Source organism: Leptospira yasudae, from assembly GCF_003545925.1.
GTDB lineage: Bacteria > Spirochaetota > Leptospiria > Leptospirales > Leptospiraceae > Leptospira > Leptospira yasudae.
The window spans coordinates 296,025-322,687 of the sequence record NZ_QHCU01000006.1 but is presented as its reverse complement, the minus strand read 5'-3'; the positions used below and the strand labels follow the sequence as shown (position 1 = coordinate 322,687).

At 47.2% G+C, this 26,663-nt stretch carries 26 protein-coding genes; 6 read left to right on the top strand and 20 right to left on the bottom strand.

Going from position 1 to position 26,663, the window contains the following annotated elements; genetic code table 11:
• Positions 1 to 57: 57 nt before the first annotated feature.
• The 3 genes from DLM76_RS18000 to DLM76_RS17990 all read left to right on the top strand — a co-directional run bounded on the left by DLM76_RS18000 (position 58) and on the right by DLM76_RS17990 (position 3,825).
• Complete coding sequence (locus DLM76_RS18000; protein ID WP_118966050.1) at positions 58 to 2,457, top strand: SpoIIE family protein phosphatase; 2,400 nt, start codon at positions 58 to 60, stop codon at positions 2,455 to 2,457.
• Between the two features lie 127 nt (positions 2,458 to 2,584).
• A complete protein-coding gene (locus DLM76_RS17995; RefSeq protein ID WP_118957230.1) occupies positions 2,585 to 3,484 on the top strand; it encodes an NAD(+)/NADH kinase in 900 nt (299 codons plus the stop codon).
• Positions 3,481 to 3,825, top strand: coding sequence for an STAS domain-containing protein (locus DLM76_RS17990; protein WP_118956946.1), 345 nt, complete (start codon positions 3,481 to 3,483; stop codon positions 3,823 to 3,825). The genes DLM76_RS17995 and DLM76_RS17990 overlap by 4 nt, the downstream gene beginning before the upstream one ends.
• 44 nt (positions 3,826 to 3,869) lie before the next feature.
• Here the strand turns inward: DLM76_RS17990 and DLM76_RS17985 are convergent, their stop codons facing one another.
• Positions 3,870 to 5,519: a PhoX family protein gene (locus DLM76_RS17985; protein ID WP_118966049.1), complete on the bottom strand. Its 1,650-nt coding sequence runs from the start codon at positions 5,517 to 5,519 to the stop codon at positions 3,870 to 3,872.
• Positions 5,520 to 5,646: 127 nt separating this feature from the next.
• Between DLM76_RS17985 and DLM76_RS17980 the strand changes: the two genes are divergently transcribed.
• The gene (locus DLM76_RS17980; protein WP_118957232.1) at positions 5,647 to 6,144 is read left to right on the top strand and encodes a hypothetical protein; all 498 of its coding nucleotides are present in this window, start codon (positions 5,647 to 5,649) and stop codon (positions 6,142 to 6,144) included.
• On the opposite strand, the gene DLM76_RS17975 is transcribed toward DLM76_RS17980, so the two are convergent.
• The 18 genes from DLM76_RS17975 to DLM76_RS17885 all read right to left on the bottom strand — a co-directional run bounded on the left by DLM76_RS17975 (position 6,125) and on the right by DLM76_RS17885 (position 23,637).
• The gene (locus DLM76_RS17975; RefSeq protein WP_118966094.1) at positions 6,125 to 6,649 is read right to left on the bottom strand and encodes a hypothetical protein; all 525 of its coding nucleotides are present in this window, start codon (positions 6,647 to 6,649) and stop codon (positions 6,125 to 6,127) included. The two genes, DLM76_RS17980 and DLM76_RS17975, sit on opposite strands and share 20 nt — an antisense overlap.
• Positions 6,650 to 6,711: 62 nt before the next feature.
• Positions 6,712 to 8,541, bottom strand: coding sequence for a molecular chaperone HtpG (gene htpG, locus DLM76_RS17970; protein WP_118956948.1), 1,830 nt, complete (start codon positions 8,539 to 8,541; stop codon positions 6,712 to 6,714).
• Positions 8,538 to 10,205: a BatD family protein gene (locus DLM76_RS17965; RefSeq protein ID WP_118956949.1), complete on the bottom strand. Its 1,668-nt coding sequence runs from the start codon at positions 10,203 to 10,205 to the stop codon at positions 8,538 to 8,540. Before DLM76_RS17965 ends, htpG begins: the two co-directional genes overlap by 4 nt.
• Positions 10,199 to 10,864, bottom strand: a complete 666-nt coding sequence (gene batC / locus DLM76_RS17960) for a TPR repeat-containing protein BatC (RefSeq protein WP_241548295.1) — start codon at positions 10,862 to 10,864, stop codon at positions 10,199 to 10,201. The genes DLM76_RS17965 and batC overlap by 7 nt, the downstream gene beginning before the upstream one ends.
• Before the next feature lie 35 nt (positions 10,865 to 10,899).
• The gene (gene batB / locus DLM76_RS17955) at positions 10,900 to 11,943 is read right to left on the bottom strand and encodes a VWA domain-containing protein BatB (protein WP_118956951.1); all 1,044 of its coding nucleotides are present in this window, start codon (positions 11,941 to 11,943) and stop codon (positions 10,900 to 10,902) included.
• Positions 11,940 to 12,878 carry a VWA domain-containing protein BatA gene (gene batA, locus DLM76_RS17950; protein WP_118956952.1) on the bottom strand — a complete coding sequence of 313 codons (939 nt, stop codon included), beginning with the start codon at positions 12,876 to 12,878 and terminating at the stop codon, positions 11,940 to 11,942. Before batA ends, batB begins: the two co-directional genes overlap by 4 nt.
• The gene (locus DLM76_RS17945) at positions 12,875 to 13,744 is read right to left on the bottom strand and encodes an LB_053 family protein (RefSeq protein ID WP_118966047.1); all 870 of its coding nucleotides are present in this window, start codon (positions 13,742 to 13,744) and stop codon (positions 12,875 to 12,877) included. The genes batA and DLM76_RS17945 overlap by 4 nt, the downstream gene beginning before the upstream one ends.
• Positions 13,741 to 14,571, bottom strand: coding sequence for a DUF58 domain-containing protein (locus tag DLM76_RS17940; protein WP_118956954.1), 831 nt, complete (start codon positions 14,569 to 14,571; stop codon positions 13,741 to 13,743). The genes DLM76_RS17945 and DLM76_RS17940 overlap by 4 nt, the downstream gene beginning before the upstream one ends.
• A gap of 9 nt (positions 14,572 to 14,580) precedes the next feature.
• Positions 14,581 to 15,570: an AAA family ATPase gene (locus tag DLM76_RS17935; RefSeq protein WP_118966046.1), complete on the bottom strand. Its 990-nt coding sequence runs from the start codon at positions 15,568 to 15,570 to the stop codon at positions 14,581 to 14,583.
• Positions 15,571 to 15,883: 313 nt separating this feature from the next.
• Positions 15,884 to 16,501, bottom strand: coding sequence for an LIC20036 family protein (locus tag DLM76_RS17925; RefSeq protein ID WP_118966044.1), 618 nt, complete (start codon positions 16,499 to 16,501; stop codon positions 15,884 to 15,886).
• A 208-nt stretch (positions 16,502 to 16,709) separates the two neighbouring features.
• Positions 16,710 to 18,029, bottom strand: a complete 1,320-nt coding sequence (locus tag DLM76_RS17920; RefSeq protein WP_118957234.1) for an LIC20035 family adhesin — start codon at positions 18,027 to 18,029, stop codon at positions 16,710 to 16,712.
• A gap of 99 nt (positions 18,030 to 18,128) precedes the next feature.
• Positions 18,129 to 19,196, bottom strand: coding sequence for a DUF1574 domain-containing protein (locus DLM76_RS17915; protein ID WP_118966043.1), 1,068 nt, complete (start codon positions 19,194 to 19,196; stop codon positions 18,129 to 18,131).
• A gap of 91 nt (positions 19,197 to 19,287) precedes the next feature.
• Positions 19,288 to 19,659 carry a hypothetical protein gene (locus DLM76_RS17910; RefSeq protein WP_118956958.1) on the bottom strand — a complete coding sequence of 124 codons (372 nt, stop codon included), beginning with the start codon at positions 19,657 to 19,659 and terminating at the stop codon, positions 19,288 to 19,290.
• Between the two features lie 59 nt (positions 19,660 to 19,718).
• On the bottom strand, positions 19,719 to 20,141 hold the full coding sequence (locus tag DLM76_RS17905; protein ID WP_118956959.1) for an SRPBCC family protein: 423 nt from the start codon (positions 20,139 to 20,141) through the stop codon (positions 19,719 to 19,721).
• Positions 20,142 to 20,150: 9 nt separating this feature from the next.
• Entirely contained in the window at positions 20,151 to 20,954 is an 804-nt protein-coding gene (locus DLM76_RS17900) for an SDR family NAD(P)-dependent oxidoreductase (RefSeq protein ID WP_118966042.1), read from the bottom strand.
• Positions 20,955 to 21,063: 109 nt separating this feature from the next.
• Positions 21,064 to 22,341, bottom strand: coding sequence for an NAD(P)/FAD-dependent oxidoreductase (locus tag DLM76_RS17895; protein WP_118966041.1), 1,278 nt, complete (start codon positions 22,339 to 22,341; stop codon positions 21,064 to 21,066).
• A 22-nt stretch (positions 22,342 to 22,363) separates the two neighbouring features.
• Positions 22,364 to 22,915 (bottom strand): low molecular weight protein-tyrosine-phosphatase, encoded by a 552-nt coding sequence (locus DLM76_RS17890; RefSeq protein WP_118966040.1) that lies wholly within the window; start codon positions 22,913 to 22,915, stop codon positions 22,364 to 22,366.
• Complete coding sequence (locus DLM76_RS17885) at positions 22,891 to 23,637, bottom strand: SDR family oxidoreductase (RefSeq protein WP_118966039.1); 747 nt, start codon at positions 23,635 to 23,637, stop codon at positions 22,891 to 22,893. Before DLM76_RS17885 ends, DLM76_RS17890 begins: the two co-directional genes overlap by 25 nt.
• 158 nt (positions 23,638 to 23,795) lie before the next feature.
• Between DLM76_RS17885 and DLM76_RS17880 the strand changes: the two genes are divergently transcribed.
• Positions 23,796 to 24,812, top strand: a complete 1,017-nt coding sequence (locus DLM76_RS17880) for a GGDEF domain-containing protein (RefSeq protein WP_118966038.1) — start codon at positions 23,796 to 23,798, stop codon at positions 24,810 to 24,812.
• A 70-nt stretch (positions 24,813 to 24,882) separates the two neighbouring features.
• On the opposite strand, the gene DLM76_RS17875 is transcribed toward DLM76_RS17880, so the two are convergent.
• The gene (locus tag DLM76_RS17875; RefSeq protein ID WP_118956965.1) at positions 24,883 to 25,278 is read right to left on the bottom strand and encodes a cyclic nucleotide-binding domain-containing protein; all 396 of its coding nucleotides are present in this window, start codon (positions 25,276 to 25,278) and stop codon (positions 24,883 to 24,885) included.
• Positions 25,279 to 25,374: 96 nt separating this feature from the next.
• On the opposite strand from DLM76_RS17875, the gene DLM76_RS17870 reads away from it, so the two are divergent.
• Positions 25,375 to 26,568 carry an acyltransferase gene (locus tag DLM76_RS17870; RefSeq protein WP_118966037.1) on the top strand — a complete coding sequence of 398 codons (1,194 nt, stop codon included), beginning with the start codon at positions 25,375 to 25,377 and terminating at the stop codon, positions 26,566 to 26,568.
• Positions 26,569 to 26,663 lie beyond the last annotated feature (95 nt).

The following is a 26,663-nucleotide window of genomic DNA, read 5'->3' as shown; positions in this document are numbered from 1 at the left end:
TTTTTATGCTGAAAAAACAAAACCAATCCGTTCGAGCTTTAACTTCAGCGAGTTTTTATGAGCTTCCGTCAAAAAATATTTTTAATCTTAAGTGCAAGTCAGTTATTTCTCGTTTTGATTTTAGCGGTCACCTTTATCCAGATGATCGACCGAGTCAAAAACGAACCTCAGGATAAACGAGCCCTCGACAAATCCGTCGATTTTCAAAAAGAACTCAGACACAAGGAAGAGACGATCCGTTTTATGCTCAAAGAGCTGGAACGGAATTCCAAAACGATTTCGATTTTGGAATCGGGCTCCGGCAACCGAGGTCTTTTGGATTCTCAGAGAGAATACTTTTTGGGAATCATGAAACAGTACGATCTTTCGATCTTCGAAGTGATTTCCTCTTCGGGCAAGGTTGTATATCGGTTTCACAGACCCGGCGATTTCGGAGACGACAAGTCCAAACAAAAAATCGTTCAGGAAGCGCTGAACGGCAAGATCGCCTCCACCCTCGAACTCGGTCACAGCGGTCTCGGACTCCGAGTCACTTCTCCGCTGCGCAACGGTTCCTTGGTCTTAGTGGGTCAGGTCGTGGATCAAAAATTCACGGAGAACATCACCGGTTCGAGCGACGTTCAAATGGCGATCTATGAAAAGGAGAAACAAATCTCCGCATCCGGTCCCCTCATCCAAGAATATCTGAAACTGCATCCGATCGATTCTCTCAAAAGCGGGAACCGTTTTTCGTTCGGAGGAAAATACTTTTATCTCACGCGAATCCCGTACGAGAACAAGGGACTGACCAATCTCGCTCTCGAGTTCGTACTTTTGATCGACGAAACGGAGCTGCATACGACTACCCGGAATCTCTGGATCTACTGCGGGCTCTTGGCTCTTTCGATCTTTATCGGAATTCTTCTCGTATCCTATCTTTTTTCGAGGGACATCATCAACGCGGTCAAGGCTCTCAACTTCGCGATGAAAAATCCTTCCGAAGACGAAACCACGATCATCGACTTGGACCGCACGGACGAACTCGGTCAGATGGGAGAAGTTTTCGTGAATATGAAAAAGGAACTTCTCGATCATCAGCTTTTTCTCGAAAGAAAGGTGGAGGAAAAAACGCAGGAACTTCAGGAAACGTTAAACGAAGTCCAGGCCCTCAAGGAAAAACAGGACGGGGATTATTATCTCACTTCCCTTCTCATTCAACCGTTGACTTCCCTGCGTTACAGCGACGAGAACACGAAGATCGAATCCATTCTCAAACAGAAGAAGGAATTCCGCTTCCGCACGAAGAATTCCGAGATCGGAGGCGATCTCTGTTCCATCCAAGAAATCACCTTGAACGGCAAGAATTATCTCGTCGTTTTAAACGCGGACGCGATGGGCAAATCCATCCAAGGCGCGGGCGGCGCGCTCGTGATGGGGACGGTTTTCAAAGCGATCGTAACAAGAACGCAGCTTTCCCGTTCCAATCAAAAGAAAACGCCCGAGAAATGGCTGAAGGACTGTTATACGGAATTGCAGAACGTGTTCGTCACGTTCGACGGCAGCATGCTCGTGTCTGCGGTCATCGCTCTCATCGATCACGAAACCGGAGCCTTGTATTCGATCAACGCGGAACATCCTTGGATGGTTCTTTACAGAGACGGAAAAGCGAGTTTTCTGGACCCCGAATTGCTTCTTCGTAAGATCGGTTTTACGGAGAATGCGTCCGAGCCGATCATCCGCGTTTTTAAACTGGAACCGAACGATTTTCTGTTTATCGGTTCGGACGGAAGAGACGACATTCTCCTGCGCAGACCGGGGACGGACGAAACCTTTATGAACGAGGACGAAACGCTTTTCCTTAGGCTCGTGGAACTCGCCAACGGAGATCTGCACGATCTCGAAAAACTTCTGAACCACGCGGGAGAGGTCACGGACGATCTTTCCATTATGAAAATTGCATATAAAATTCCCACGGAGATTTCCTTGCAGAAGGTTCCTTCCGCGGGGGACGAATACAATCTTCTCGTCAAGGAAGGGATTCAGCAGATCCGAAAAAAGAACCTTTCGCAGACGAGGAATCTTTTCGAAAAGGCCCTCTCGATCAGCGATTCCGATCCGGGTCTTTACAAACAACTTGCAAGAATCTGCATTCATCAGAAGGACTACGCGCCTGCGGCGAACTACTCCGAAAACTACGTCGCCAAGTTTCCGTTCGATAACGAATTCCTGTATTACACTTCCTTTACGCTTCGAAAGATAAAGGAATACTTCAAGGCGATCGAATATTCGGAACGACTTCGCTCCCGCGAACCGGGAAACATCCGAAATCTCAAACATCTCGTGGAACTCTATCGCCTCGTAGGCAACCGTTCCAAGTTCCGTATGATTATGACGACTCTCAAAGCGATCGTCGCCGAAAAAGAATCGAGGGACGAGGATCGGGATCAGGACGTTTCTTCCGAACCGATTTTGGTTTGATTCGACTCGGGTCGGATTTTTTTGTTCGAAGAAACCGGCGCGCGCGTGAAATTTGCGGCTCCGAAAATTCTTTCCTGCCGAAAAATGGGTTTCTGTTTTCCAAACGGTCCTGTATTTGGATCAATCAATGTCTTTGGAGAGATTAAAGTCCGCAAAACGGGTTCTCATCTTGGGGAAACGGACCAAGTTCGAATTGGATTTGGAAGAATGGGGTTCTCTCGAAAAAATCGAAAAAATTTATAAGATTCAAAACGATTCGTTTCCGAGAATCCACGAATCGCATCTCCGACAACTCGCGAACCGGGAAACTCTCAAACGGCTTTTCCCCGACAGCACGTTTATCTTTCGAAAGAATATGGACGTCCATCCTCCGTCCGATTTCGATCTCGTGATCGCGCTCGGCGGGGACAATCATTTTACCTTCGTCGCGCACCACGCCGTGGACACGCTCGTTTTGGGCTGTAATTCGGATCCTCCGACGTCAGTAGGCGCCCTTCTCTCCTTTCACGTGGAAGATATCAAAAAAGCCCTGGAAACCGGCTGGTCCAACGCCGCCATCGAAGAATGGCCTCTCATCGATGTGAAGATCCAGTATCCCGACGGGAGAAAGGTCAGCACGTTACAGGGGATCAGCGAGATTTCGATCCGAAACAACAGTCCCGATCTCACGAGCCGGTTTTTCATCCACCACGGAAACGAAATGGAGGAACAAAAATGCTCGGGGCTTTTGGTTTATACGGGCGCGGGTTCGACCGGATGGGTTATGTCCTGTGAAAATACGGATACAAGTTTTGACAAACAATCCCCGTTTTTCAAAGTCTATTGTAGAGAGCTTCGAAAGAAGGAACATACTCGGTATACTCTGGACCATTTTACGGTCTCGGATAGTTTTAGTTTGATTTCCGAAATGAAGGGCGGAATTTCGATCGATTCTCTTGCGGAAACGATTTACGATTTTCCGCCGGGCGCAAAAGCTGAATTTAGCCTCTCCAAAAAAAAATTACATGTAGTGGTTCGTAAGCAATGAGTCAACTGAGCATTAAAAAGAAAGAAACTTCGACGGGCGTTTTCGTTTACTCACTCGACGGAAGATTGGATGAAAGCAGTTTTACCGATTTTAAACAGGAGATCATAGACCCTCCTCATCCCGAAGTCGTCATTCTCAACCTGAGCGAACTCAAATACATTTCCAGCTCCGGAATCCGAGCGATCTTCGAGCTGAGAAACAAACTGAGCAACGACGGCAAAAAACTGATTCTGACCGAGGCCTCGGACAAGGTGATCCAAATCTTCAATCTCTTGGGACTTTGGAAACCGTTCACCCACCTAACAACCGAAGCCGAAGCCATCCAAGTCGCCGCGCAATAATCCGTCCCGCCTCGGTCGACGACAGACCGGCTGCGACAACACAACTACTTTAGATAAATTGCAACCACTCCCGGCCTCGGCAGGGAGTTTCCTCCCTGCGGCCATCGGCTCGTCGGATTTTGATAGTCCTTCGTGGTTTCCCCCGGATGCTGCACCGAAACGAACAATTCCTTTTGATCCGGCGTAAACCAAAGTCCCGTAAGTTCCGCACCCGTGGGGGAAGAAGCGAACTGGAACGCCTTACCGGCGTCCGCGCCTTGCGTGGGAATCACGAACAAACCGTTGTTGCCGTATTTCTTATATACGGATCTGTTTAAGTTCTTTGCGGAGATATCCGTGACCATCCAGAGATTTCCCGCGTTGTCGAACGCGAGATTGTCCGGCGCCGCAAAACCGGAACCGTTTCCTCCCGCGACGAAGATCTCATAGTCGAATTCCAATCCAGCGTGATCCCCCGATTTTTCGTGGATGCGGACGATCTGACCGAAATGATTTCCGTGTTTATCGTTGTTGGTCATCGCGATAAAAACGGTTCCGTCCAGCGGATGAATTTCGATGTCTTCGGGGCGGTCCATCGGCGTCGCTCCGCAAACCTTTCCCGCTTCCCTGCAACGAACGAGAACGTCCGCTTGCGATCCGAATCTTCGTTCTCCGTTTTCTTTTTTAGAATTTCGTAATGTTTCGTTCGACTCGAAATCGAGCGGAATCCAAATCCCCTTTTCGAAATCGGCCGCATACAAGGTTCCTTCCTCGAGCAGACTCGAGTTCCCGGCTCCGAGAGAAGGATCGTAGGAATTCTTGGAGATGAACTTATAAACGAATTCGTCCCTGGCATCGTCCCCCATATAGACCACGAGTTTGCCCGAAGGAGACAACACGAGAGCCGCGTTTTCATGCGCGAATCTTCCGAGTGCGGTGTGTTTGACCGGAGTCGACTTGGGATCGAACGGATCGACCTCTATTACCCATCCGTAATGTGTTTCGTGCGGAAGTTTGCACGGTTCGATGACCCATTCCACGTTTTCTTCGCAGGAAAGAATCGTATTCCAGAACGTGGTTCCTCCCGCGCAGTTCGCGAACGTACCGACGGCCTTGTTCGTATTTCCGAGCGCTGGGCTTCCCGCCGCGGGACCGGTCAAACGAAACTCGGTAAGACCGTTGATCCTTCTGCCGTATTTGGAATCCGGAGAAAGTTTCCATTCTCCGTTTTGTTTTGCGATTCGAAGTACCGAACCGCCTAACGCATACAGATATTGTTCGATCTGTTTGTCCGTTCTTAGATTCGGTCCCTGTTTTTGACTGTCGTATCCGTTGACGTAGTATTCCAAGGTTCCGAGAGTTTCATGATTGTTCCACAGAAGACCCGTGTCCTTCTTACCCGCAAAAGGAAGAAAACAATTGAAGTCGGAATTAAAACCGAACGTATCTCCTTGCGGATTGATACGATCCCCGAAAAGTGCGATCGTTCCGTAACGATAACCTTCCGGGAGAATCAATGCGTCTCGTTCACTCGCCGCGATCGGTTGAAATTTAGGAAAGGAGTTTTGTTTGGAAGGAAGAAGGCCTTCCTTGTTTTGTCGATTCGACTTTGTTTTTGACGAAGAGGTTGCGGCAAGCGCCCCGGACTTGACGAGAGCCAATGCCGCCGCGCCCTTCCCTAAGTAGCGCAAGAATTGAGATCGGGAGAGATTCATACGTCGAACTTCGCAAAACGGAAAAACGTCGCCATCCTGAATTTACCCGTTCGACCCTATTTTATCTGGTTGTAATAATCTTAGGGAATTGAAAACTAACGGTTTAGAACTCGATTTTTCTCATCCCATGGATTCATCGTACTCAACTCCGTTTTATAAGATTCTTTTTACGCTCGGATGGAGTTCGATTCTATTCTTTCTTCCTTTTTATTGGATCGTTTCCGGCGAAAACAAACATCTCGATCAAGTTTATGAAAGTCTGCGGGAACCGGGGCCGACCGTTTTCGGAACTCTTACCGAATCCGTGCGCGTGGAAAAATCGGGAAAACGAGCGTATCTTGTATCGTATCGCGTGCCCGACGAATCCGGCAAGTTATACGAAATCACCGAACAAGTAGACGAAAATCTTTCTCAAAGACTCCGCGTCGGAGACAGCATCGAAGTGCGCAGACGGACCTTCGAAACGTTCGGCAAAGTGCGAGTCCTAGCGAGAATCAAAAAGAATTCCCTGTTTATCAACGATTTCGATTTTCTGGAGATGTTCGCCCTGATCGGACTTTGTTTTTCCGGAACGATCATCGGAGCCGGAATCTATTACTGGATTTTCAAGGGTCAGGCAGCTTGATAAAAAACGGATTTTCCTTCTGGAAGATCAGCTGCACCTGATACGGCTCCATCACGTAACGCGACGGATTGATCTCGTAGGAAATATACAGAAAATACTTCTCGTATATTACAATATACATATATTCTTGAAACTTAATATGCTGCATCTGGTTGCGGATTCCGCGCATCCAGATCGAATCCGGCTGAACCCTTTCGTATCGGATGCTCGAAGCCTTGATCTGTTTCAGATATTCCTGGGTTACGGTAGGTTCCCTTCTTCTTAATTCGAGTTTAAAGGAACGGATGAGGTTGTATTCGAGTTTCGCCTTTTCAAGGGCGCCCACGTCCGGGATCGTTCGGAAATAATATTCGTAGTATTCCTTATCGAGAGAGGCCGCGTCCTTCTTATGGATGTCTCCGTTTTCCTCGGGAGGTTTGGAAACCGGCGCGGTTCCTTGCGCGGACATATAATCCGCGGAACCGAGAAGGAATATCAGAAGTAATTGTATCCGAAGCCGATCCATCATAAAACGCACAGTATATGTATCGGATCAACCTCGGAATTCCAAGTCTTTTTTCGGGAAATTTAAGAAGCGCTTAATTCCTCCAGGGTTTCCGTAGTGCGTTTGATATACTCGGCGAACTCCGCTTCTCCGAAAATCTTCGAAGAAAGCAGGGCCATATCGTATACTGTGCGCACCAGCTTATCGGCCTTAGACGAATTTACTCCTCCCGCGAGCCCGAGAATGTTCTGAACGAGCGCGGAACGGGTGTTGATCACGAGAGTGTGATTCTTTAATAGATCGAGTGGTTTTTGACCGCCCATCATATTCATCTCGCTGATTCTTCTCAAATGTTCGGGAAGAAGCACGACCGCGGGAACTCCCTCCGCTTTCAAAGGTTCCGCCTTGATTTCCAACCCGTCGCGTTTTAGAACCTTGTCAAAAAGTTCTTTCACGCGATCGGCGGGAGTCTTATTCTCCGCATCTACGATCTGAGAAGCGTGATCCTTGTCCACCACCCCGTCCGCGAGTTCGGAATCCACTCTTTGAAACTTCATATCCGGGTTTTTGGATTCCAAAAACTGAACGAAATGGGAATCGATTCTCGTATCGACCAGGATCGCTTCGAGCCCTTGCGACTTGAGCAGATCCATATAAACGGAAGAAGTCTCCGATTCGTTCGCGTAGAACACTTTGCCGTTGTTCTTTTCCTTGTTCTTAATCCAATAATCTTCCAGACGAGTGATCTCGCCGTTCGAGGTTTTGAAAAACACGAGATCCTTTGCGGCTTCGTAGAACTTGTCGTCGGTGAGCATTCCGTATTTTACGAAAATTGAGATCTCGTCCCAATTCTTTCGGAAGTCCTCTTCGTTCTTTTTGAATTCCTCGTTCAATCGATCCGCGATCTTTTTGACGATATGAGAGGAGATTTTTTTGACGAGAGGATCGCTCTGCAGATACGAGCGGGAAACGTTCAAAGGAAGATCCGGAATATCGATCGTTCCTTTGAGAACGGTTAGAAACTTGGGAACCAAGTCGTTCGCGTCGTCGCTTACGAACACGTGATTGCAGTAGAGTTTGATCCCGGACTGATTCACGTCGAGTTCGTGTTTTAGTTTAGGAAAATATAATATTCCTTGAAGACGGAACGGGTAATCCACGTTGAGATGAACGTGAAAGAGCGGTTCTCCCGAAAACGGGAAGAGATAGTTGTAAAACTCCTCGTATTTTTCCTTGGTCACGGACGCAGGAGTTTCGGACCAAAGCGGGGTTTGTTTATTCGCCTGTTCGTTTTTTACGTGGATGGGAACGGGAAGGAAGTCGCAGTATTTGCGGATCAACTCCTTGAGTTTCCACTGATCCAGGTATTCTCCCGAATCGGAATCGAGATACAACGTGATCTTGGTTCCTCTTGTCGCCTTGTCCGAAGAACGTAAGGAGAATTCCGTTCCCGATTCGCTTTCCCAAACGACTCCGGTGGAACCTTTTTTATACGACTTGGTTTCGATCACCACTTTGGTGGAGACCATAAAGCAGGAATAGAATCCCAAACCGAAATGTCCGATGATTTCCGGCTGCGCTCCTTCGCCTTGGAATTTTTTGACGAACTCTTCCGCGCTGGAGAACGCGATTTGATTGATGTATTTCTGGACTTCTTCGGAAGTCATTCCGATCCCGTTGTCTTCGATGATCAGGATTCGTTTTTCCTGATCGAAATCGAGGTCGATTCTGTAATCCGTTCCGCCTTCGAATTCTTCGGAGAACGCGATTTTTTTCAGCTTCGTAATCGCGTCGCTCGCGTTGGATACGAGTTCGCGGATAAAAATATCTTTTTCCGAATAGAGCCATTTCTTAATGATCGGAAAGATGTTTTCCGTCTCTACGGAAATCCTTCCTTTGATTTCTTCGCTCATTGGCTTTCCTCCTTCTTTTGGGTTTTTAAAAATTGATGCGCGATTCGAAGCAGATTGTTTCTTTCTTGAAAGTTCAATCGGGAAGCGAGTTCCGCAAAGTGAGCATCCACTTTGGAAATTTCCACAAGAAAGGAAACGTCCGCCTCGGGGACCCCTTTCGACAAAAGGGATTGCCTTAATACCAAGCCTCGTTTGCTTCCCGTTCGCAAGTCAAGTTCTTTTAAAATCGGAACTCCTAAGATAGGAAATAGGATCGGAAGCGATTCGATCCAAACGGAAACGGCGTCCGATTTTTGGAATCGAAACCAAGTCCAAGCCGCGACAAAGAATGCGGATACGAGACCGAAGATATAAAATAAGATCGGAAGACGCAATCCTTCGGAAAGAGGGTTCGTAGATTCGGATTCGTTCTGTTTTTCTTTTTTTCGAGTGGCCGGAAGAACGTTCACCGAAGGAATTTCGATCGAGACCGTATGATAACTTCCCGAGTCGGGATTAAAAAAAACGAATTCGACGGGTTCCTGTTTCCAAAGCCCCGTCTTCTGCATCGGAATTCCGTATTCGAATCTTGCGATGGAATAAAATCCGTATCCCGAGTTTTCCAATTCGGTGAACTTCCAGGTTCTCGATGTGTCATACAACGTGGCGGAGGGGATACAATCCTTCTCCGCTTTACAAAAAGAACGCAGAGGATCGGAAACCGAAGAAAGATTCCCTTCTCCCTCCAACACTAAACTCAAATACAACGTGTCCCCTACTTCCACGTGTTCGGGTTCGTTTTTGAGTTTCAAGTTCGCTTTAAATTTTCCAACACCTCCGCTGAAATGTCCCGCAAATTTGGGCAGTTCCTTAACGTGAATTTGGTTCGGAGTCGTTGAAACCGTCTTTACATTGAAGTAGGATTGAAGCTGACCTTCCAAAGAGAACGTCGTCTTGCCCAGATGAAATTCTCCCGCGCGAAGTGGAATAAGAGAATAGATTTCCTTGTTGTAGACTGCGATGTCGTAGATGTTTCCTTCGTACAAAACCTGCTCGGGTACTTTAACCGCCACGCCGGTTAGAATCTCGCTTCTGAAATACGGAAACTGAATCGAATCGGCGGGATTGCGATCGAAATACGGTTTACGCACGTCCCTGTAATACAACGTAAAGTAACCGATGATCGGTTCTCCGATCCACGCTTCTTTTTTGCTCGTTTGAAAGATCACCTTGAGATCCGCGTTTTCGGGAAGTTCTTCGCCTTCAAATTGAAAGAATCGATCGAAGAAGGAACCGCGGCTCTTTGCGGTTTGCGATCTTGCAAGCACCTGAACCTGCAACGGGCCGGGCGTAAAGTTTTTACCGTTCACTTCTATGCTTACGGAAGGAAGCGTGAAAACCCCCTGTTTGGAGGCCTTGATTCGAAATTTCAAAAGGCGTTTTCGAAATACTTGAAAGTTGATGATCGTAGTGTTTTCTTCGGAGCCCGCGTAAAATACGGTGATGTCCCCGTTGGAAAAGGAATTTTGCGGAATCGCGAATTTGGAACTCATATCCATTTCGAAAACCGCATACGATTCCTCTCCGAGATGAAACATGTTTCGCGTAACGTAGAATTTCGTCTCGTCCGCCGAGAGAGATTGATAAGCGAATAGGAGAAAAACAAGCCAGATCTTTTTCACCAAAAGACCTCTCTGTCTCGGCTCTTTCTGCTTTTTCTGCGGATCTTGTTTAAGTCCAGAGAATCCATGATACGTTTTGATTCCTCTTCGGTTAGACGGTCTCGTTTATCGTGAGGATCGCCGCCTCCGTCCCTTTGGGAAAGACGGTCTTCGCTTTGTGTCCGATTGCCGGAGTTGGAACCGCCCTTGGATTGCGGTTGATTCTGAGAAGGGGATTGATTCGAATTCTTAGATTGGTTTTGCGAAGGCGGAGGGGTTTTACGAAGATATTCCAGATTCTTCCGGGCTTCTTGAAGATCGGGATTGATCTTTAGGGCCTTGATGTATTCTTCCGCGGCACGTTTGCGATCTCCGGCGCGCAGATAACTGTTCCCCAAATTGAATCTGGATTTCCATTGCACTTCGGGAGAGGAAGAATTCGCCGATTTTTCGAAATGACGAATCGCTTTGTCTAAGTTTCCGGATTTGAATTCCGCCGCGCCTCGATTGAACTCGAGTCTCGAATCGTCCGGGAAATACGGCTCCGCTTCCTGATACGACCGAAGGGATTCGAAATATTCTCCCTGATTGTAGTGTTCGAGTCCCTCGCTGACCCGGTTCCCGCCCGGATCGAGTTCGACCGCATACAATTCGGCCCATCCGTTCCAGATCAAAAGAATCATAAGATGAATTGAATATAAGATTTTATGAATCAACTTCATACCGGCACATCCGTCTTACGTTTCGGAAAAAGAAAGGATTCCACGAGAATCCAATCCGCCAACAGGAGCAAAACCGCCGCGAACAGAAAAACGCCGGAACCTTCCGAACGTTTCAAGTCCTTCTTTCGAGAATATAAATTCTCCTCTAAGGCCAAGATTTCCTTTTTTAGACTTTCCGCGTCCGGCGGGTTCTCGTCCAAAGAATAGAATTTTCCGTCGTTCTTATCCGCCAGATTTCGTAAAAAACTTCGGTTCATCTTGGACTGAATGATCCCCGCCGAATTGATGTTAGGCGTCAAGGTTCCGTCCTTTAAAAGAAACCCGCTCAAACCGGAATCTTCGTCGTTGTAAGCGATCGGTCCGCCCGCTTCCGTTCCGGAAGCCCAGACTTGAAAACTCGCGGGAAAAGCGATCGCTTCCGGATCGTTTAAATCCTCTCCATCCGTCACCAGAACGAGAATTCGGTTTCGAAATACCTTCTCCGATCTAAGAATCGCATCCGCTTTTAAAAACGCTTTGTTCAAGTCGGTTCCCCGATCCCCGACCATGTCCACGTCCAAACCGCGCACGTAGTCCGAAAACGCGGCGACGTCCGAGGTCATCGGGCAATACAAAAACGGACTGGCCGCAAAGACGATCATCCCGAATCGGTTTCCCGAAAGGGAAGGCAACATCCGCAGCAAAACTTCCTTAAACCGCGCCAAACGCGTCGGGCTGCTGTCGATGGCCTGCATGGAAAGACTTACATCCACGAGAAAGAGTATATCGACTCCTTTGAAAGATTCCTCTTTTTTTTCGTCCTTATAATCGGTTTTCAATCCGGATAGAAAGACACAGACCAAGGTCGCGAAGATCAAAAAGACCCTCGTCAAAACGAATCGGGCCTCGGGAAACGAAGAACTCCTTTCCAAACCGGGGTAAATGATTCTCCATTCCTTAATTTTAAAGATCACGAATATTCTAAGGATGGAATATATCGTCCACACGGCGACAAGCGCGTAAAAAACGTCGGCCAGATACGGGGAAAATTCCTGGTTCATACGTAATACCTGAAAAAGAAGGCCCGCAACATCAAATCAAAGAGAAGAACCGCGAGCGCGCGGTAGAGCCAAATCTGATATTCGGTCTCGCGAACTTCCTGAGGAGGAGCCTGCAACGGATCTTTTTCCAAAGAATCGATCGATGCAAGCACCGCTTTCATTTCCTCTGGATCCTCCGCTCGGAAAAATTGGCCGCCCGTATTCGCGGAAAGCTCCTGTAGAATTTCGAAATTGATCTCGTACGAACTTTCTTCCTTTCCGATTCCGATGGAATAAATCTTAGCGCCGATATGTTCCGCAAGGTCCGTTGCGGTTACCGGATCGATTTTGCCAGTGTTCGAAACTCCGTCCGTGATCAATACGATCAATCTGGATCTTGCCTGAGAACTTCTCAATCGATATGTGGAAAGAATGATCGCGTCTCCGATCGCGGTGCCTTGCTCCGCCACGGTTTCCTCTTCGATCGTTCCTAATATCTCGTTCAGAGATTCCCTGTCGCCGGTCAACGGCGCTTGCAGATACGCGGCTCCCGCAAATACCACCAAACCCAATCGATCGTTTTGTCTTTTTTCGATAAATCTTCGGAGCAGTTTTTTGGAAACGCCCAGTCTTGTTTCGGGAAGAAAGTCGCGGCTTCTCGACATGGAACCGGATACGTCGAGGGCGATCATGATATCGACTCCTTCCTTTTCGCTCGGAAGAAAAGTCGTTTTCTTTCCGGGTCCCGCGAGTGCGACGATCAACAAACTGATCGAGATCGGGCGCAAAAAAGGAAGAAGTTTACCGAATGTTTCGAGTCCGGAAAGAGCTCCTTCCCTTCTTCCGGGAAGACGAATTTCCATTTTTCTCAAGTACATTCCATTTTTATAATATATAAAGGCCCAAACCCAGACGGGAATCAAAAGAAAAAAGGCATACGGATATTCGAAGTTCATCTTTTATCCCAAACTCCTTTCCAATGAGCGAATTTTTCCTCCGCGTCTTCCTTTGTCAGAAACGCTTCACCCGGTCTGAATTTTTTTTCCGTTAAGAACTTTCTCCAGGATTGAAGTTCTTTTTCTTCGAACGGAAATTGATCGTATAAAAATCGAAATAGCTCCGCCTCGGTGAATGCGGAGGTTTTCCTTCCCGAAAGATTCGCAGACTTTTCCCGAATATAACCGGAAAGCAGACGCGCGAACTCCCTCGCGGGAATCGGATCTTTTTTGAGAAGTTCGTTCAACCGGATTTCGAAGATTTCCATTCTTTCGAGAGTCGGCTCGGCTTGAATGATGGCGTCTAACGGAGAATTTTTCCCGGAGTAGATTCGATACGCGTAAAATGCAAAGGCCGACAGCAAAGCGGCCAGAATTAAAAAGACGATCAACCGCCCGAGATACGAACCGGAAAACGTCAACGGGGGAATGATATCCGCCGGCCCCGTATCGTTATCGGCGATCGCCGATTCCACAAGAATCGTCTTTTTGGAAAACTCTTTCATCCCCGCCGCAGTCGTCCAAGAAACCGGAATCGGATATTCTCCCGTTACGTAATACGCAAACTCCACGATCAGCTTCGTTTCCTTTTTTTCGGAGAATAGAACCTCGAACCAGGGAATATCCGGCGCATTCTCGAGATAATGAAGTCCCGCTTCGGGAAAACGAACGTCTTTTACTTCTCCGAGAGACCATTTTAGTTCGTATCGGATTTTCTGGGCGACCAAGGTTCGATCGGGAGAAAGGGACTCGACCGTTTCCGCACTCGCGGCTCCGGCAAACATTAAAATCCAGGAATATACGAAGATCCGAATATACGATTTCATTTCGAAAAATACCGGATCAGATCCTTGGTTTGGAGTTCGTGTTCCGTCAAGTCGAGCAGGGAGCCTTGGAAAAAGGAACGCAGCGATTTTAATTCGTATTCGGGCGAGAGACTTCTGCCGAAAAAGCCCCCGCTTTTCTCTTCCGGATCGCGCGTATAAAAAAAGGATAAAAGAGATTTCGGAGGGTCGATTTCGACGGGATCTCGGAAACGAACCGCGTGCAGAGAATAATGTTTTTTCAAACCCGCGTATTTTTTCAGGGAACGGATTCCGATAAAGTCGCTTAACAAAAAGACTTCCGCGTGTCTATGAACCCGGTTTTTCAGATATTGAAACGGTAACAGGGGATTCGATTGTCCGGATGCGGGTTCGCGAACGGAAATCTTTTTCAGAACGGGTAAGAGTTCGTCTCTGGATTTTAAGAAGTCCGTTTCCCATTCCACCTTCTCGCAATAGAGAACGATTTTAACCCGGTTTCCCTTTTGAACGTAGAGCAACGATAGGAGCGCAAGAACCTGAAACGCGTTTTCCGCGCGGGAGAATTCTCCCGTTCCCCATTCCATCGATGCGGAAACATCGTAGAAAAGAATAGCTTGTCTTTCTTTTTCCTCGTAGAATTCCCGCACATACAATTCTCCGAAGCGAGAAGTTACGTTCCAATCGATGAGGCGCGTGTCGTCTCCGAAGCTGTAAAGGCGAACGTCCTTGAAGTCGAGTCCCCTTCCCCGTTTGGAACTTTCCGCACTTCCTGCCTTCTCCTTAAACGAGCGCGTTTTGCGCCCTAGTTCGAGACTCGAAAGGATGGATAAGAATTCTTTACGGATCATAATCGAAGGTCAAGGAACCGGAGTCGCCTCCACAACGGTCCGGATCAAGGATTCCACGTCCAATTCCTCCGAAATCGCCTCGAAGGTAAGAAGGATTCTATGTCTTAAAATCTCCACCAAGGAAACTTTCACGTCCTCGGGAATCACGTAGGTTCGTCCGTTTAACAGCGCGTTCGCTTTAGAACTTTTTAATATGCTTAAAGACGCTCTCGGAGACGCTCCGTGACGGATATACGGAATCAATTCGGGAATGGTTCTTTCTTCCGGTCTCGTATTTCGGACCAAACGCACGATATAGGATTTGATTTTTTCTTCGATGAATACGTCGTCGAGGAGGGAAGATAGTTTTAGAATCTCTTTGGAGGTAACGACCTTCGTGATCTTTCCGTTTTGTGTGTTGAGTTTTCCGTGTTGATCGAGAATCGCGATCTCTTCTTCGAGCGCGGGATAACTCACGTTCACTTTCATAAAGAATCGGTCCATCTGCGCTTCGGGCAACGGATAGGTTCCGTCTTGATCGATCGGGTTTTGTGTCGCGATCACTAAGAAAGGTTTATCGAGTTTATACGTTTTATCTCCGATCGTGATCGTCTTTTCTTCCATACTTTCCAGAAGCGCGGATTGGACTTTGGCGGGTGCGCGGTTGATTTCGTCCGCGAGGAGAACCCCCGTAAAAACCGGACCTTTTCTCGTTTCGAACTCCGTGGTTTTTGGATTGAATACGACTGTTCCGACAAGATCCGCGGGTAAAAGATCGGGCGTAAATTGGATTCGTTTGAAGTCCAAGTCCAAGGCGCTCGAAAGCGATCTTGCAAGAAGGGTTTTCGCGAGCCCAGGCATTCCTTCCAGAAGCACGTGCCCCTGACATACCAAACAAACCAAAACGTTTCGGATGACTTCGTCTTGTCCGGTGATTTCTTTTCCCAATTCTTTCTTGAGAGTTTCCAGTTTGATTCGAGCAAACTCTACGTCTTCTGCGGAAAGCGGATCTTTTTCCATAGGGTAAGAATTCGACAACCTGCGATCGGATTCAAGCATTCTTCGGAGAAGAAGGAGGCGAGTCGTTTCGATCGAAAGTGCGACGGGGAAATTGCGTTTGAACCGGCGTCCAATCGAAACGAGATCCGATCGTCAAAGAATATTCGGGATCGCTGTCGTAGGTACGACAACCGACACGCGGAAGTTTTGCGGTTGTCAGCAATGGAATTTTGTGATAGGGAAAATTACCGGAACTTCCCACCACCCGCCCCGCCACCCAAAACAGGGTGGGGCGTCGAACGTTTGACAGAGGATCGTCGGAACTACGACAACCTTACCGTTTTGCGTCCCAATTTCCGGAGCTGTTGTTCCCGCGATAGGTTCCGCTGATCGAACGGCCTTCCAACACGCCGGAATACTTCTGCGAAAACGGGACGCTGCTTCCGATCTCGGAACATTTTACGCCGGAGCAGGAACGGACGAACTGAATCTGATTTCCTTTCGTGAAAATTCCGCTCAAAAACTCGGGCTTCCCCTTCCCCCAATTGGCGAACTTCAAAACTCCGACGAGTCTTCCGTTTTTGCCTCCGAAAAATTGAAGCGTTCCCTTGTGAGGACCGACGGTGAGCTGAAACGTTCCTACAAACAGTTTATCGTTCGCGGAAAGTTCCGACGACGCATCGGCCGTTTTTTCATCCGCTAAGAATTCTATCTTTTCGACCGTTTCCAAAGGAATTTCCTGATCGGGATCGGCGATCGTTAACGTCTTGGGATCGATCGAAACCAGAACTCCTTGCGTAAACGATCCGTTATACGTCACCTTCGCGGTGCGGTTGATGTTTTGGCCGCAGGTTCTTAGAAAAAAACCGAGTATAAAAAATAAAACGGCGGTGGGGAAAAAAATTGCGAGGTCGCGCTTCCAAAAAACGCGGGAAGAAGTTTCTGAACTCATACGATATTATCGGAGAATTTCAAAAAGCATTTACCCAAATTGCGATTTATAGAGAGCAATTTGTTGGGTTAAAGACTGGGTTTGTTTCTCAACGCAGCCGAGAAACAAACCCATAGAAAGCAATCACTTACAGCCTGCAGAGCGACTCTTAGGACAGCTCTGCATGAGTTCTTTTCAGAATAAGACTCGCTATAAATGATAGGCCTCGTCATTTACAGCCTTGCATTTCTCCCATTCTCTTGTTCTCGTTTCCGTTGATGTAATACACCTTACCGGAACCCACGGTCCAACAACCGTTCTTCTTGTTGGTTCCCACCATGATAGGACCTTCTCCGATTTTAGAACCGTTGTCGTCGTATTCGATCGCCTTCGCGTCGCTCACGATCTCGAACTGCTTGTTTCCGTTTTTGTAATATGTAAACGGAATATCCGGCTTATAGCTCGCCTTGAGTTCGTTCGTCGCTTCGTCGATGTTCATGATCGAAAACTGAAGTTTCCCTTTTCCGATCAGCTGTCCTTCCTTGTTATACGCTTCCGCGGAAGACATCATGAACTCGTTCATCATCTCGCCTTTGTAAGCGGGATTTCCGTTGCTCCAATTGAACTTCCAAACGCCTTTGCGAGTGTGTTCTCTTTGGCCTTCGGCGAAGACGTTCCCATTTTTATAATATTCTTTCCAATAACCGGAACGAAGAGCCTTCTTTTCTTTCGGATCTTTTTCCTTTTCGGTTCCCGGTTCCAACTTCGGTTTGTAACCGCCTTCCATCTGGATCGAACCGTTATCGTAATACGTCTTCCAGATTCCGGTTTTCAGATCGTCCTTGTAAGAACCTTCGCTCTGAACCGTGCTGCCGTCCTTATGATACGAGGTTTCCGCTCCTTGTTTTTGTCCGTTGGAGTAATTGGAAACTTTCTTCTTCGCGCCGTTTTGACCCGGTTCCGCGTAGTATTCCGTCCAAAGTCCGTCTTTCTGATCGTCCTTATAAGAACCTTCTTCGTCCATCAGACCTTCGTTGTTCTTTTTCCAATACGGACCGTGTTTCTTATCCGCTTTGTAAGTGGTGCTTTCGGTTTGAACTCCGTCGCGTTTGAACTTCTTCTCTTCCCCTTCCTTCACGCCGCCGACGTACGGAGTATCGCGAAGAACTTCTCCGGTTTCATAGAGGGTTTTCCACGAACCTTCTCTTTTATCGTCCTTGTATTCGCCCGTTCTGATCAGAACGCTGATCTTCTTCTTAGTCGCGGAATCTTCCTTCTCTTGGTATTCTTTCCAAGCTCCGTTCTTTTTGAACTTCTTGATTTGATCCGGTTTTAAACCGTCGAGCTGTTCCGGAGTACAAGGTTTGCCGCCGCAATCGGTCGTCACCGGACCTTCCGCCTTCATGTTGAAGGTTTCCTTATATTTTTCCACGCGGATATTCGGAGGTAAAATTTGAATTTCCTGATCCTTTCCTTTGTTCTCCACTCCCGGAGTGGTGGAACAGGCAACGGCAAGGACCGCAAGAAGAGACAAGCAGAGTCGTTTCATGATTATTCCTTTAAGTTTGAAAACTTCCCGCAAACGTTAAAGGGTAGAATCCAAAAGTCAAGAAATTCCGAAGCCTTACTCAGGAGGCTTTCGCGAAATTTACTTCTTGTCGAGATAGTAGTGAAGCAAAATAAATCGGATGAACGGACGGTAGCAATCCAAGGAGATATGGCCGCTGTCCGCGTACGTGTTGCAGGAATAAAAAGAATCTTTGCTCATATCCACGAGAGGAATTCCCGCTTTTTCATGCATCGGTTTTACGATCCGAAACCACGGCTCGGGAATATTCAGTTCGTTCAGAACCTTTTCCATAGGCGGAGAAGTCCCCGGTTTCACGAACATCGCATTCCACTTCTTTTCGGAAAGTAAGTTTAGAATTTTCTCATAGAACGAATACTGCATTTCGGAAGGAGCGTACGAAGGATAAATCCACCCCACCGTTTTACGGGCCGATTCCTGAATTTTTCCGAAATCCTTTTCCACATACGCGCCCGCCGGAGAAATCGAATTCCCCTTATCGGTTTTAAGAGTCGCGATCGTCATCGACTTGAGCATTTCTCCGATTTCGAAGTTCTCGTTTTTCAGACGTTTGATCACGTTTCCGATATACGGCTTGTTGTAGCTCACTCCGAAAAGGTAATTCGCGAAATAGTAATTCACGTTTTCCTTGCCGAGGGTCCACGCGTATTTCAGGATAAAAATCGGATCGAAGCTGTTCGCTAAATTCGATTTTTTGAATGTAGTGCTGTTCTTGTTGAATTGAAACGGATCGCTTTCGATCACGATCAGATCGGGATTCACCCCGCCTTTTGCAAGACCTTCCAGAAAATAAAGATAATACGCGGGAGTCGTGACTGCGGAAGAAAGATTGTAGATGTCCCAATCGGGATAAAACGCCTGAAGATCCGAATTTTGAAAGTAAAGCATCCGCGAAGAACCCATGAGGATCATGAGCTTTTTCTTTTTTTCGGAGTTCTTGGAGAATTCTCCCCCGCTTCCGTATTTGGAAACGATTTCTTGAAGAAGTTCCTTTTTAACGTCGTAGTAGATATACGTGAATTCCTGTTTCACGTAATCGCGAACCTTGTCCAAAAAGAAAAGTTTATCGAATAGAAAGATTGCGGCAAAGAGAAGAATCGGGTACCAGAGAAAGGGTTTTGACTTCAAGAGATTCTCCCGAAGAGATAAGTCGATAAAAGAAGAGCCGGTAAAGTCACCGGCTCAGATTCTTTGAGAAGCGGGTAGCTGTCAAATGAAATCAGGCAGTTACCATGTCTTTCTGGGAGAACTGTTTGCGTTTCTTTTGCAGTTCCGCAAACCACTCTTCCGCGTGCTTATGATAAGCGACAAGACGTTTGACGTAGATTCGTCTTTCGGGAATCAGAACTCGTCTTGCTTCGTGAATGATTTCCTCCACGATCTTTACGTGAAAGGTAAAGTGGCTGGAAAAGAGATTGAAGTAATCTCTTTCGGAAGCTTCCCAAGGTCTGGAAGCGATGTCCGTAAAATACTGCTCTAACTGACCGATGTCATGTTCGAAGTCCGACTCGTATGGAGAATTGACTACGGCGATGGTATCGGTGAGGTCTGTGAGCGTTTGAAAGTATGTCTCTAATTCAGGTAGTTCCACAGGTAAAATCACCGTTCCTACAGGTTCCTTTTACCATCTTTTTTAGAGGCCTTACGCGTTCAAGATTTTTTCAGATAATCTCTCAAATGTTTGCCTTCTTCTTCCCAGCCTTCGGAAGCCGCTTCGATCCAAACGTCGTATTTATCGCCTACGGGATAACCCGAATTGGTTACGACTAACTTGGAGGAATTCTCTCCTAAGGAATGGAATTCCAACTTCAGCTCGATATCTCCCGCGGGATGATCCTGCCAAAGCAATATCAATTCTTTTAAAGGAACGATCTTTTTATAAATACCGTTGGTCGTGAGATCGCCTTCCATTCCGAGTCTCCAAGTCCACGCGAAGTTCGCGCCTTCTTTCGGACGACCGGTCACCTTATCGGCGAGCCAGTGAATCAATTCTTCGTTTACCGTAACCGCGTTCCAAACTCTCATCAGAGGATAGTCGAACTGAAATTCTTTGACAATGCTTCTAGTTTCCATGCTTTCCTTCTAGTGAAAATCTTTATAAAGTTTTTTGAATAGAGTTCGTTCTAAAAATGCGGGTGCGATATTACGCAGCCACTTTAAGAAGAATCCGGAACTGTCCATAATGACGAGTCGCGACTCTGGATCTTCCACGGCCGCGAGCATCTTGTCCGCGACTTCTTCGGGAGATTTGATCTTCTTCCCTTGGAACTGAGCTTCGTTCAAAGGATTTCCGTCTCCGTCCAAACCGGATGCGCGGAGTTTCGTTCTCGTATAAGGAGGACAAAAAATGATAAACGACAAACCTTCTTCGGAGAGTTCGATTCTCGCCGCTTCCAACGCCGCGTGTAACGCGGACTTAGAGGAAGAATACGCGCTTCTTCCCGGAATTCCGTACAAACCGCTGACGGTCGACGTAGCGATCACGGAACCCTTTGCCAACTTGATCTGAGGCAATAATCTTTGGATGAGATACAGAGGACCGAAGAAGTTGATATCGAACGTTTTGCGGAACGTTTCGATTCTTGTTCCGTCAAAACGCGAATGAGTCGTAACTCCCGCGTTGGCGAATAAGACGTCGATTCCGCGATAGTCTTTGGAGATCTTTTTAACGGCCTTGTCGATTTCCTTTTCGGAACTCAAGTCCGTGGGAATATGAATCAGATCGGCCGCGAGACTGCCTTTTCGTTTTAACAACTCGGGCTGCGTTCTGGAAAGATTGATGAGATTGCAGCGGATTTTAGAAAGAGAAGCGAGAACGGCTTCTCCGATTCCGGAAGAACCTCCGGTGACGACGATCGTCTTTCCTGTCCAAAACGCCGGATTCATTTCGGATCATTCTTCTTGTTAGAGGGGAGTATTCAAGAATTTTTTATGTCGGAATGCATGCGTTTATCCGGTTTTAAGCCGCTACAAACGCATGCCGATTTACGGAGAATCAGACCGATCCGTTGTTGTTCGCGCTGATCTCGTCTTGGATCACGCGCGCTTCCGCACGGAACGCGATGTAAGACCAAACCCAAGTGATCAAAATCGTCACCTTGTTTTTAAAGCCGACTTGATAGAACAAATGCACGAACAACCAAGCGAGCCAACCGAAAAACCCTTTCATCTTGATCGCACCGATCTGCGCGATCGCATCCGTTCTTCCGATCGTCGCCATCGAGCCCTTATCGACGTAACGAAACGGTTTCCGTTTTTTGTTTTTGAGATCGCCTTGTATGAGAGCCGCGACGTAACGGCCTTGCTGCATCGCAACCGGAGAAACTCCGGGCAAGGGACGTTCCAGACCTTTCGAATAATTCGCGATATCCCCGATGACGAATACTTCGGGATGACCTTCGATGTTGCAGAACTCGTCGACCATCACTCTTCCGCCCCGGTCCAAGGTTGCGCCTAACGTGGCAGCGATCGAGTTTGCCTGAACCCCTGCGGCCCAGATAACCGTTTCAGTCGGAATCGTCTTCCCTTCCAGTTGAACCCCGTGTTCGTTGATGTCGACGACTCTGGTTCCGGTCAAAACCTCCACTCCCCTTTTCTCGAGACGGTGTTTTGCGAACTCACCCAAGGAGGCGTCGAATGTCATCAGAAGTCTCGGAGAAGCTTCGATCAAAGTGATCTTGGACAAAGCCGGATCGATCGTGTGGAATTCGTCCCGAATGATCTGGTGGGAAAGTTCCGCGATGGAACCCGCAAGCTCCACGCCGGTCGGGCCTCCCCCGATGATCACGTAGTTTAACAGCGATTTTACGACTTCGGGATCTCCGGAAAGCTCCGCCTTTTCGAAGGAGATCAGAAGCTTGTGGCGAATCTTCAGCGCGTCCTTGAGATTTTTCAGACCGATCGTGTATTTTTCCCAGTGATCGTTTCCGAAAAAACTGGACTTAGCTCCCGCCGACAATATTAGATAATCATAATTTGTGGAAGTGTTTTGATAATAGACCGTTTTTGTCGCCGTGTCGATCTTGGTCGCTTCTCCCAAAACCACCGTGACGTTCTCGCTTTCCCCCACGAGAGAACGCGTAGGAATCGCGATGTCGGCCGGGCTCAAAACCGCGGTTGCAACTTGATAGAGTAGGGGTTGAAAGAGGTGGTGATTTTTTTTATCGATGACCGTGATGTCGAGGTTTTCGTTTTGAGAGAGTTTTTTAACGGCCTGAAGACCGCCGAACCCCGCGCCGATGATGACTACTTTCTTTTTCCTGGATTCACTCATGTGTGAGAATCTTCCTCCCGGATTAGGCTTTTAAATCCAGTTTTCTAGAGAGGAGAAATTCCAGAAAGTCTTCTGCGGTATCGGAAACGATATTTTGCACTTCGTCAAAATCCTTCAAGGTTCCGTAATACGGATCGGGAACTTCGAGATCCTTTTTGGAATCTTTTTGGAAGAATCGAAAGAGCTGCACCTTCTTCCGTTCCTCGTCCGAGGAAGCGAGATACAGAACGTCCTTCTGATTCGACTTATCCATCGTGAGAATGTAATCGAATTCCCGGAAATCCTCTTTACGGAATTGTCTCGCCTTGTGGGAAAGTTCGATTCCCTTTTTGCGCGCGGCCTGTCTTGCTCTCGGATCGGGAAGTTCTCCGATATGATAGCGTGACGTACCGCAGGAATCCACGACGAAAGAGGATTCTAAATTTCTTTTTTGAATCAAATCCAAAAAAGCGCCTTCCGCCGCGGGAGAACGGCAGATGTTTCCGAGGCAAACGAACAAAACACGGATGGGAGTTCCGTTTTGCGGACTTCTTCTTTCCAAAGGTTGATTTATTTCGGACTGATCTTCGACCATAAAAATTCGGGAATCCGTTTCATAAGATATCCCACGAACGCCCATGGGAACCAAGGAACTGTAGCCGATAAAACTTTGTTTTCAATTCTTTTATAAATTTTTTGTGCGCCCTGTTCCACCGGGACGACAAACGGACGAGACTTCATCTGATTGTTGATCGGAGTGTCGATAAATCCCGGATGAATCACGGTCACGGCGATGCCGAAACGTTTTACTTCCCCTCTTAAACCTTCCATATATGTGGAAAGACCGGCCTTTGAAGAAGAATAACTCGCGGAACCCGGCAAACCTCTAAAAGAAGCGACGGAAGAGATCGCGACAATCTGACCGGACTTCTGTTTTTGAAAAATCGGAAGAGCCGCTTCCACACCGGCCATCGCACCGATGAGATTGGTTTCGATCACTTGTTTGTCCGCTTCGAAACTTCTTCCTCCAAAGGAAGAAGAAGTGGAAATGCCCGCGTTTAACACGATCAAATCCAAACCGCCCAAGTCCTTTGCAAGCTTAGGAATCACTTTAAAATTCTGATCGTAATCGGAAACGTCCAAAGCCGCAAAAACGATCTTGCCTTTGGCGCCGGAAGCCTTGAGTTCTTCCGCAATCTTTTTGAGAGAATCCTTTCTTCTTGCCGTAAGAGCCACATTCGCTCCGGCCTTCGCGTAGAGCTTGGCCAATTCTTTTCCGATTCCGGAACTTGCACCCGTGATGATTACATTTTTCATACAGGACAACTTAGTGTAAGATTATAACTTGCTTCAAACACTAATTTCAAGAAGGACCTCGTTTATTTAGTTTACCGAAAAAACCTTCGAACCAAAAGTTTGTAAAAGAAGCCTGTTCGATTCGGGAAGGCTCGTGCGAAAAAGAAGGCGGTAAGGTTATGGACCTGAACCAGCAAGATGAAATTACCAGACTTCGCGGTTTGGTGGAACTCTACGAAAGAGTTTCAAAACTCAGCGAAAGCGAACTTTTGGAAGCGGAGAAACATCTCGATGTTTCCGAAAACACGGCGGGTCTTGCGAGGCTCGAATTGATCCGAATGAGCGAACAGCTCAAGAGCATCCGCAATATCGGACCGGACCTGAAGACCAAGGTCATATCACTCCTTCACGATCACGAGTCCGGTTTGAAAGAATTCAAAACGAGAATCATCGAACTTTCCGAAAACAATCCCTTCTTTTATTCCGATTTTTTCAGAATCATATCCCACCTTGAAATTCAAGAAAACGACGCAAGAGAACTCTGGGAGGAGATCTACAACCACGGAGAAAACATGAGTTCCTCTTTGGGGAGAAGCGTAAACTTCGTCGTATCGATGTTAGATTACATCTTCAGCAAAAAAAGAATCATCGAAAATCCGAAGATCGTGGAACTCTATTCCTTCGAAGAGATCATCCTCAATACTGTCATCGACGAAACGAGCGGGATCTACAACCGAAGATACTTCAACATCATTCTCAACAAGGAGATCAATCGAAGCGCGAGATACCAAAGGGATTTTTGTCTTTTGATCTTCGACGTGGACAACTTCAAGATCATCAACGATACGTACGGACACGGATTCGGAGACGACATTCTCCGTTTGATCGCGGGAACGATGTTGTATTCGTTCCGTCAGGAAGACATCTGTTGCCGGATCGGCGGGGAAGAATTCGCCGTGATCTTACCCGAAACTCCGAAAGAGAACGCACTCGTTGCCGCAAATCGGTTTCGAAACTATCTCCTGGAAGCTTCGATGAGCCAGTACGGTTTGGCCGTAACGGTATCGGGAGGAATCTGCAGATTTGCGGAGGACGGAAAGGATACGAACGAATTGTTCAAGAACGCGGACGCCGCGCTTTACAAAGCGAAAAAAACGGGAAAGGACAAGTTCCTCGTTTTCTCCACGGACTTATAAAAATAACGATTCGGAACGAAGCTCGCAGGCACGGAAGATCGCTTTTTTCGGCTTCGAAGGTTCGTTTGAATTATTCTTCCGGAACCTTGTATTCGTATTCACCCGAATATTCTTCCAATTTGGAAATGAGAATGGCGTTCGTGTTCGCCAAACGATCCGCGAGGATTCTCACCATCTTAGCGGAGAAGTCCGGATTGTTGATTAGAAATTTCTCAAGTTGTTGTTTGCTTTCGATCACCGCGAGCTGACAATCGAGGATCGCCTTTGCGGTCGCCGTTCTAGGCATCGCGCGGAACAAGGCCATCTCTCCGAAAAAATCTCCCTTTTTCATCACAGCGAGACGTTGAACGATATTCTTCCTCGTAAAGAAAACCTCTACCTGACCGGAAAGAATCACATACATCGCGTTATTCGATTCCCCTTCCCGAAAGATGATGCCGCCGGCAGGGATCTGCACCTTATTCATTTTTTAAACCGACCTAAAATATTTGCTTCTTTACCGATAAATCGCATATTGACAGATGAATATTAATTCTACTCCCCCGGAAAAGTACACTCTTTTATGACTTCGAATCTTTCACTTTTTATGGATCTCTTCGGGCTTTGTATTCTCTTTTTTATCTGCATTCTATCGAACCGGCCTTCTCAAATTCTGCTTTCCGATCCTCCGAAAAACGGTTCCGGCGGAGGGAGAAGCGAGTCCGTGGACTTTATCCGCGGCCTTGCGATCACGGGAATCGTGTTCATCCACGTGAATTCGTATTATCAGTATTTCGGACCCGATCAAAACGCTTCCGTTTTAACCTTATTTCTTTCAAACCTATCGAGATTCGGAGTTCCGGCCTTTATCCTTTCTTCCGGAATTTTTTTAAAACCCACCAACTTTAGAGACTATTGGAAACCCAAGATCCTTTCACTGCTCGTTCCATATTTCATCGTAAGTCTTTTGGCGGCTTACATAAAACTCGGAACGTTTCCGGACATAAGAGAATACTTATACGGCATTCTTTTGGGAACCTGGTGCGCCCCGTATTACTTTGTTCCTCTTTTGATTTCCTTTTATCTGATCTTTCCGGCAATGAACGCGATCCGCAAAAAGTATAACACGAAAAAGGCGGCCTTGATCTTCTTGTCCGTGTCCCTTCTTTTGAACTTTGCGGCCAACCACGCGTTTCGTTTTTCCGAAAACGCCGCCGTTAAAACGATCGAACCGATTTTGTTCGGCGGATTTTTGTTCTTTTTCACCTTCGGATTGTTAGCCGGAAAATGGTTCAAAGCCCCCGGGGAATTTCTGAATTTTTCGGAGGAGCCGGGTTCACCCCTCCCCTACTCTCTCAGAAAACTTCTTTGGGTCGGAATTTCGATTTATCTGACAGTCGTCTTTCTCGCGGGAATTCTGTGGAAGTTCGATTCCTCCAATCACCTGCTCTTCTATCCTTTGGCTATGTTCCTTTTTCTTTTCTTTTGGGTCGAGAACTCTCAGAAACGAAAGGGACATAAAACTTTGATCTCCGTTTTCGCTTTTGTCGGGAAGAATAGCATGGGAATCTTTTTGCTCCATCCGATCCTCATCCATCTGATGCACGCTTGGAGTCCGTTCGCTTGGGGGGAAGCTTTTTCTTGGATTGCGATCGCGATCACCGGCTTTGTCAACGTCGCCTTGCCCCTTGGGACATGGCTGCTCGCAACGAAGTCATTGGATTGGGTCGTGAGTCTCGGAAATTCCCGGAAAGTGGACGGAACTCCGGCCGATTAACGGAGCCTTTCCGGGTTTCACTTGGCGTATCTGAGACGATTCTCCTAAAACGCGGCTTCGCAGGTCGACAAACGATTCAAATTTCTACAATCGAT

Coding starts and splice junctions, on each gene's coding strand:
- DLM76_RS17895 (WP_118966041.1), bottom strand. CDS start 22,341: ATGAGTGAATCCAGGAAAAAGAAAGTAGTCATCATCGGCGCGGGGTTC.
- DLM76_RS17925 (WP_118966044.1), bottom strand. CDS start 16,501: ATGAGTTCAGAAACTTCTTCCCGCGTTTTTTGGAAGCGCGACCTCGCA.
- batB (WP_118956951.1), bottom strand. CDS start 11,943: ATGAACCAGGAATTTTCCCCGTATCTGGCCGACGTTTTTTACGCGCTT.
- DLM76_RS17920 (WP_118957234.1), bottom strand. CDS start 18,029: ATGAAACGACTCTGCTTGTCTCTTCTTGCGGTCCTTGCCGTTGCCTGT.
- DLM76_RS17905 (WP_118956959.1), bottom strand. CDS start 20,141: ATGGAAACTAGAAGCATTGTCAAAGAATTTCAGTTCGACTATCCTCTG.
- DLM76_RS17975 (WP_118966094.1), bottom strand. CDS start 6,649: ATGGATCGGCTTCGGATACAATTACTTCTGATATTCCTTCTCGGTTCC.
- DLM76_RS17935 (WP_118966046.1), bottom strand. CDS start 15,570: ATGGAAAAAGATCCGCTTTCCGCAGAAGACGTAGAGTTTGCTCGAATC.
- DLM76_RS17990 (WP_118956946.1), top strand. CDS start 3,481: ATGAGTCAACTGAGCATTAAAAAGAAAGAAACTTCGACGGGCGTTTTC.
- batC (WP_241548295.1), bottom strand. CDS start 10,864: ATGATTCTTTTGATCTGGAACGGATGGGCCGAATTGTATGCGGTCGAA.
- htpG (WP_118956948.1), bottom strand. CDS start 8,541: ATGAGCGAAGAAATCAAAGGAAGGATTTCCGTAGAGACGGAAAACATC.
- DLM76_RS17980 (WP_118957232.1), top strand. CDS start 5,647: ATGGATTCATCGTACTCAACTCCGTTTTATAAGATTCTTTTTACGCTC.
- DLM76_RS17900 (WP_118966042.1), bottom strand. CDS start 20,954: ATGAATCCGGCGTTTTGGACAGGAAAGACGATCGTCGTCACCGGAGGT.
- DLM76_RS17985 (WP_118966049.1), bottom strand. CDS start 5,519: ATGAATCTCTCCCGATCTCAATTCTTGCGCTACTTAGGGAAGGGCGCG.
- DLM76_RS17875 (WP_118956965.1), bottom strand. CDS start 25,278: ATGAATAAGGTGCAGATCCCTGCCGGCGGCATCATCTTTCGGGAAGGG.
- DLM76_RS18000 (WP_118966050.1), top strand. CDS start 58: ATGAGCTTCCGTCAAAAAATATTTTTAATCTTAAGTGCAAGTCAGTTA.
- DLM76_RS17890 (WP_118966040.1), bottom strand. CDS start 22,915: ATGGTCGAAGATCAGTCCGAAATAAATCAACCTTTGGAAAGAAGAAGT.
- batA (WP_118956952.1), bottom strand. CDS start 12,878: ATGAACTTCGAATATCCGTATGCCTTTTTTCTTTTGATTCCCGTCTGG.
- DLM76_RS17995 (WP_118957230.1), top strand. CDS start 2,585: ATGTCTTTGGAGAGATTAAAGTCCGCAAAACGGGTTCTCATCTTGGGG.
- DLM76_RS17880 (WP_118966038.1), top strand. CDS start 23,796: ATGGACCTGAACCAGCAAGATGAAATTACCAGACTTCGCGGTTTGGTG.
- DLM76_RS17885 (WP_118966039.1), bottom strand. CDS start 23,637: ATGAAAAATGTAATCATCACGGGTGCAAGTTCCGGAATCGGAAAAGAA.
- DLM76_RS17870 (WP_118966037.1), top strand. CDS start 25,375: ATGACTTCGAATCTTTCACTTTTTATGGATCTCTTCGGGCTTTGTATT.
- DLM76_RS17940 (WP_118956954.1), bottom strand. CDS start 14,571: ATGATCCGTAAAGAATTCTTATCCATCCTTTCGAGTCTCGAACTAGGG.
- DLM76_RS17945 (WP_118966047.1), bottom strand. CDS start 13,744: ATGAAATCGTATATTCGGATCTTCGTATATTCCTGGATTTTAATGTTT.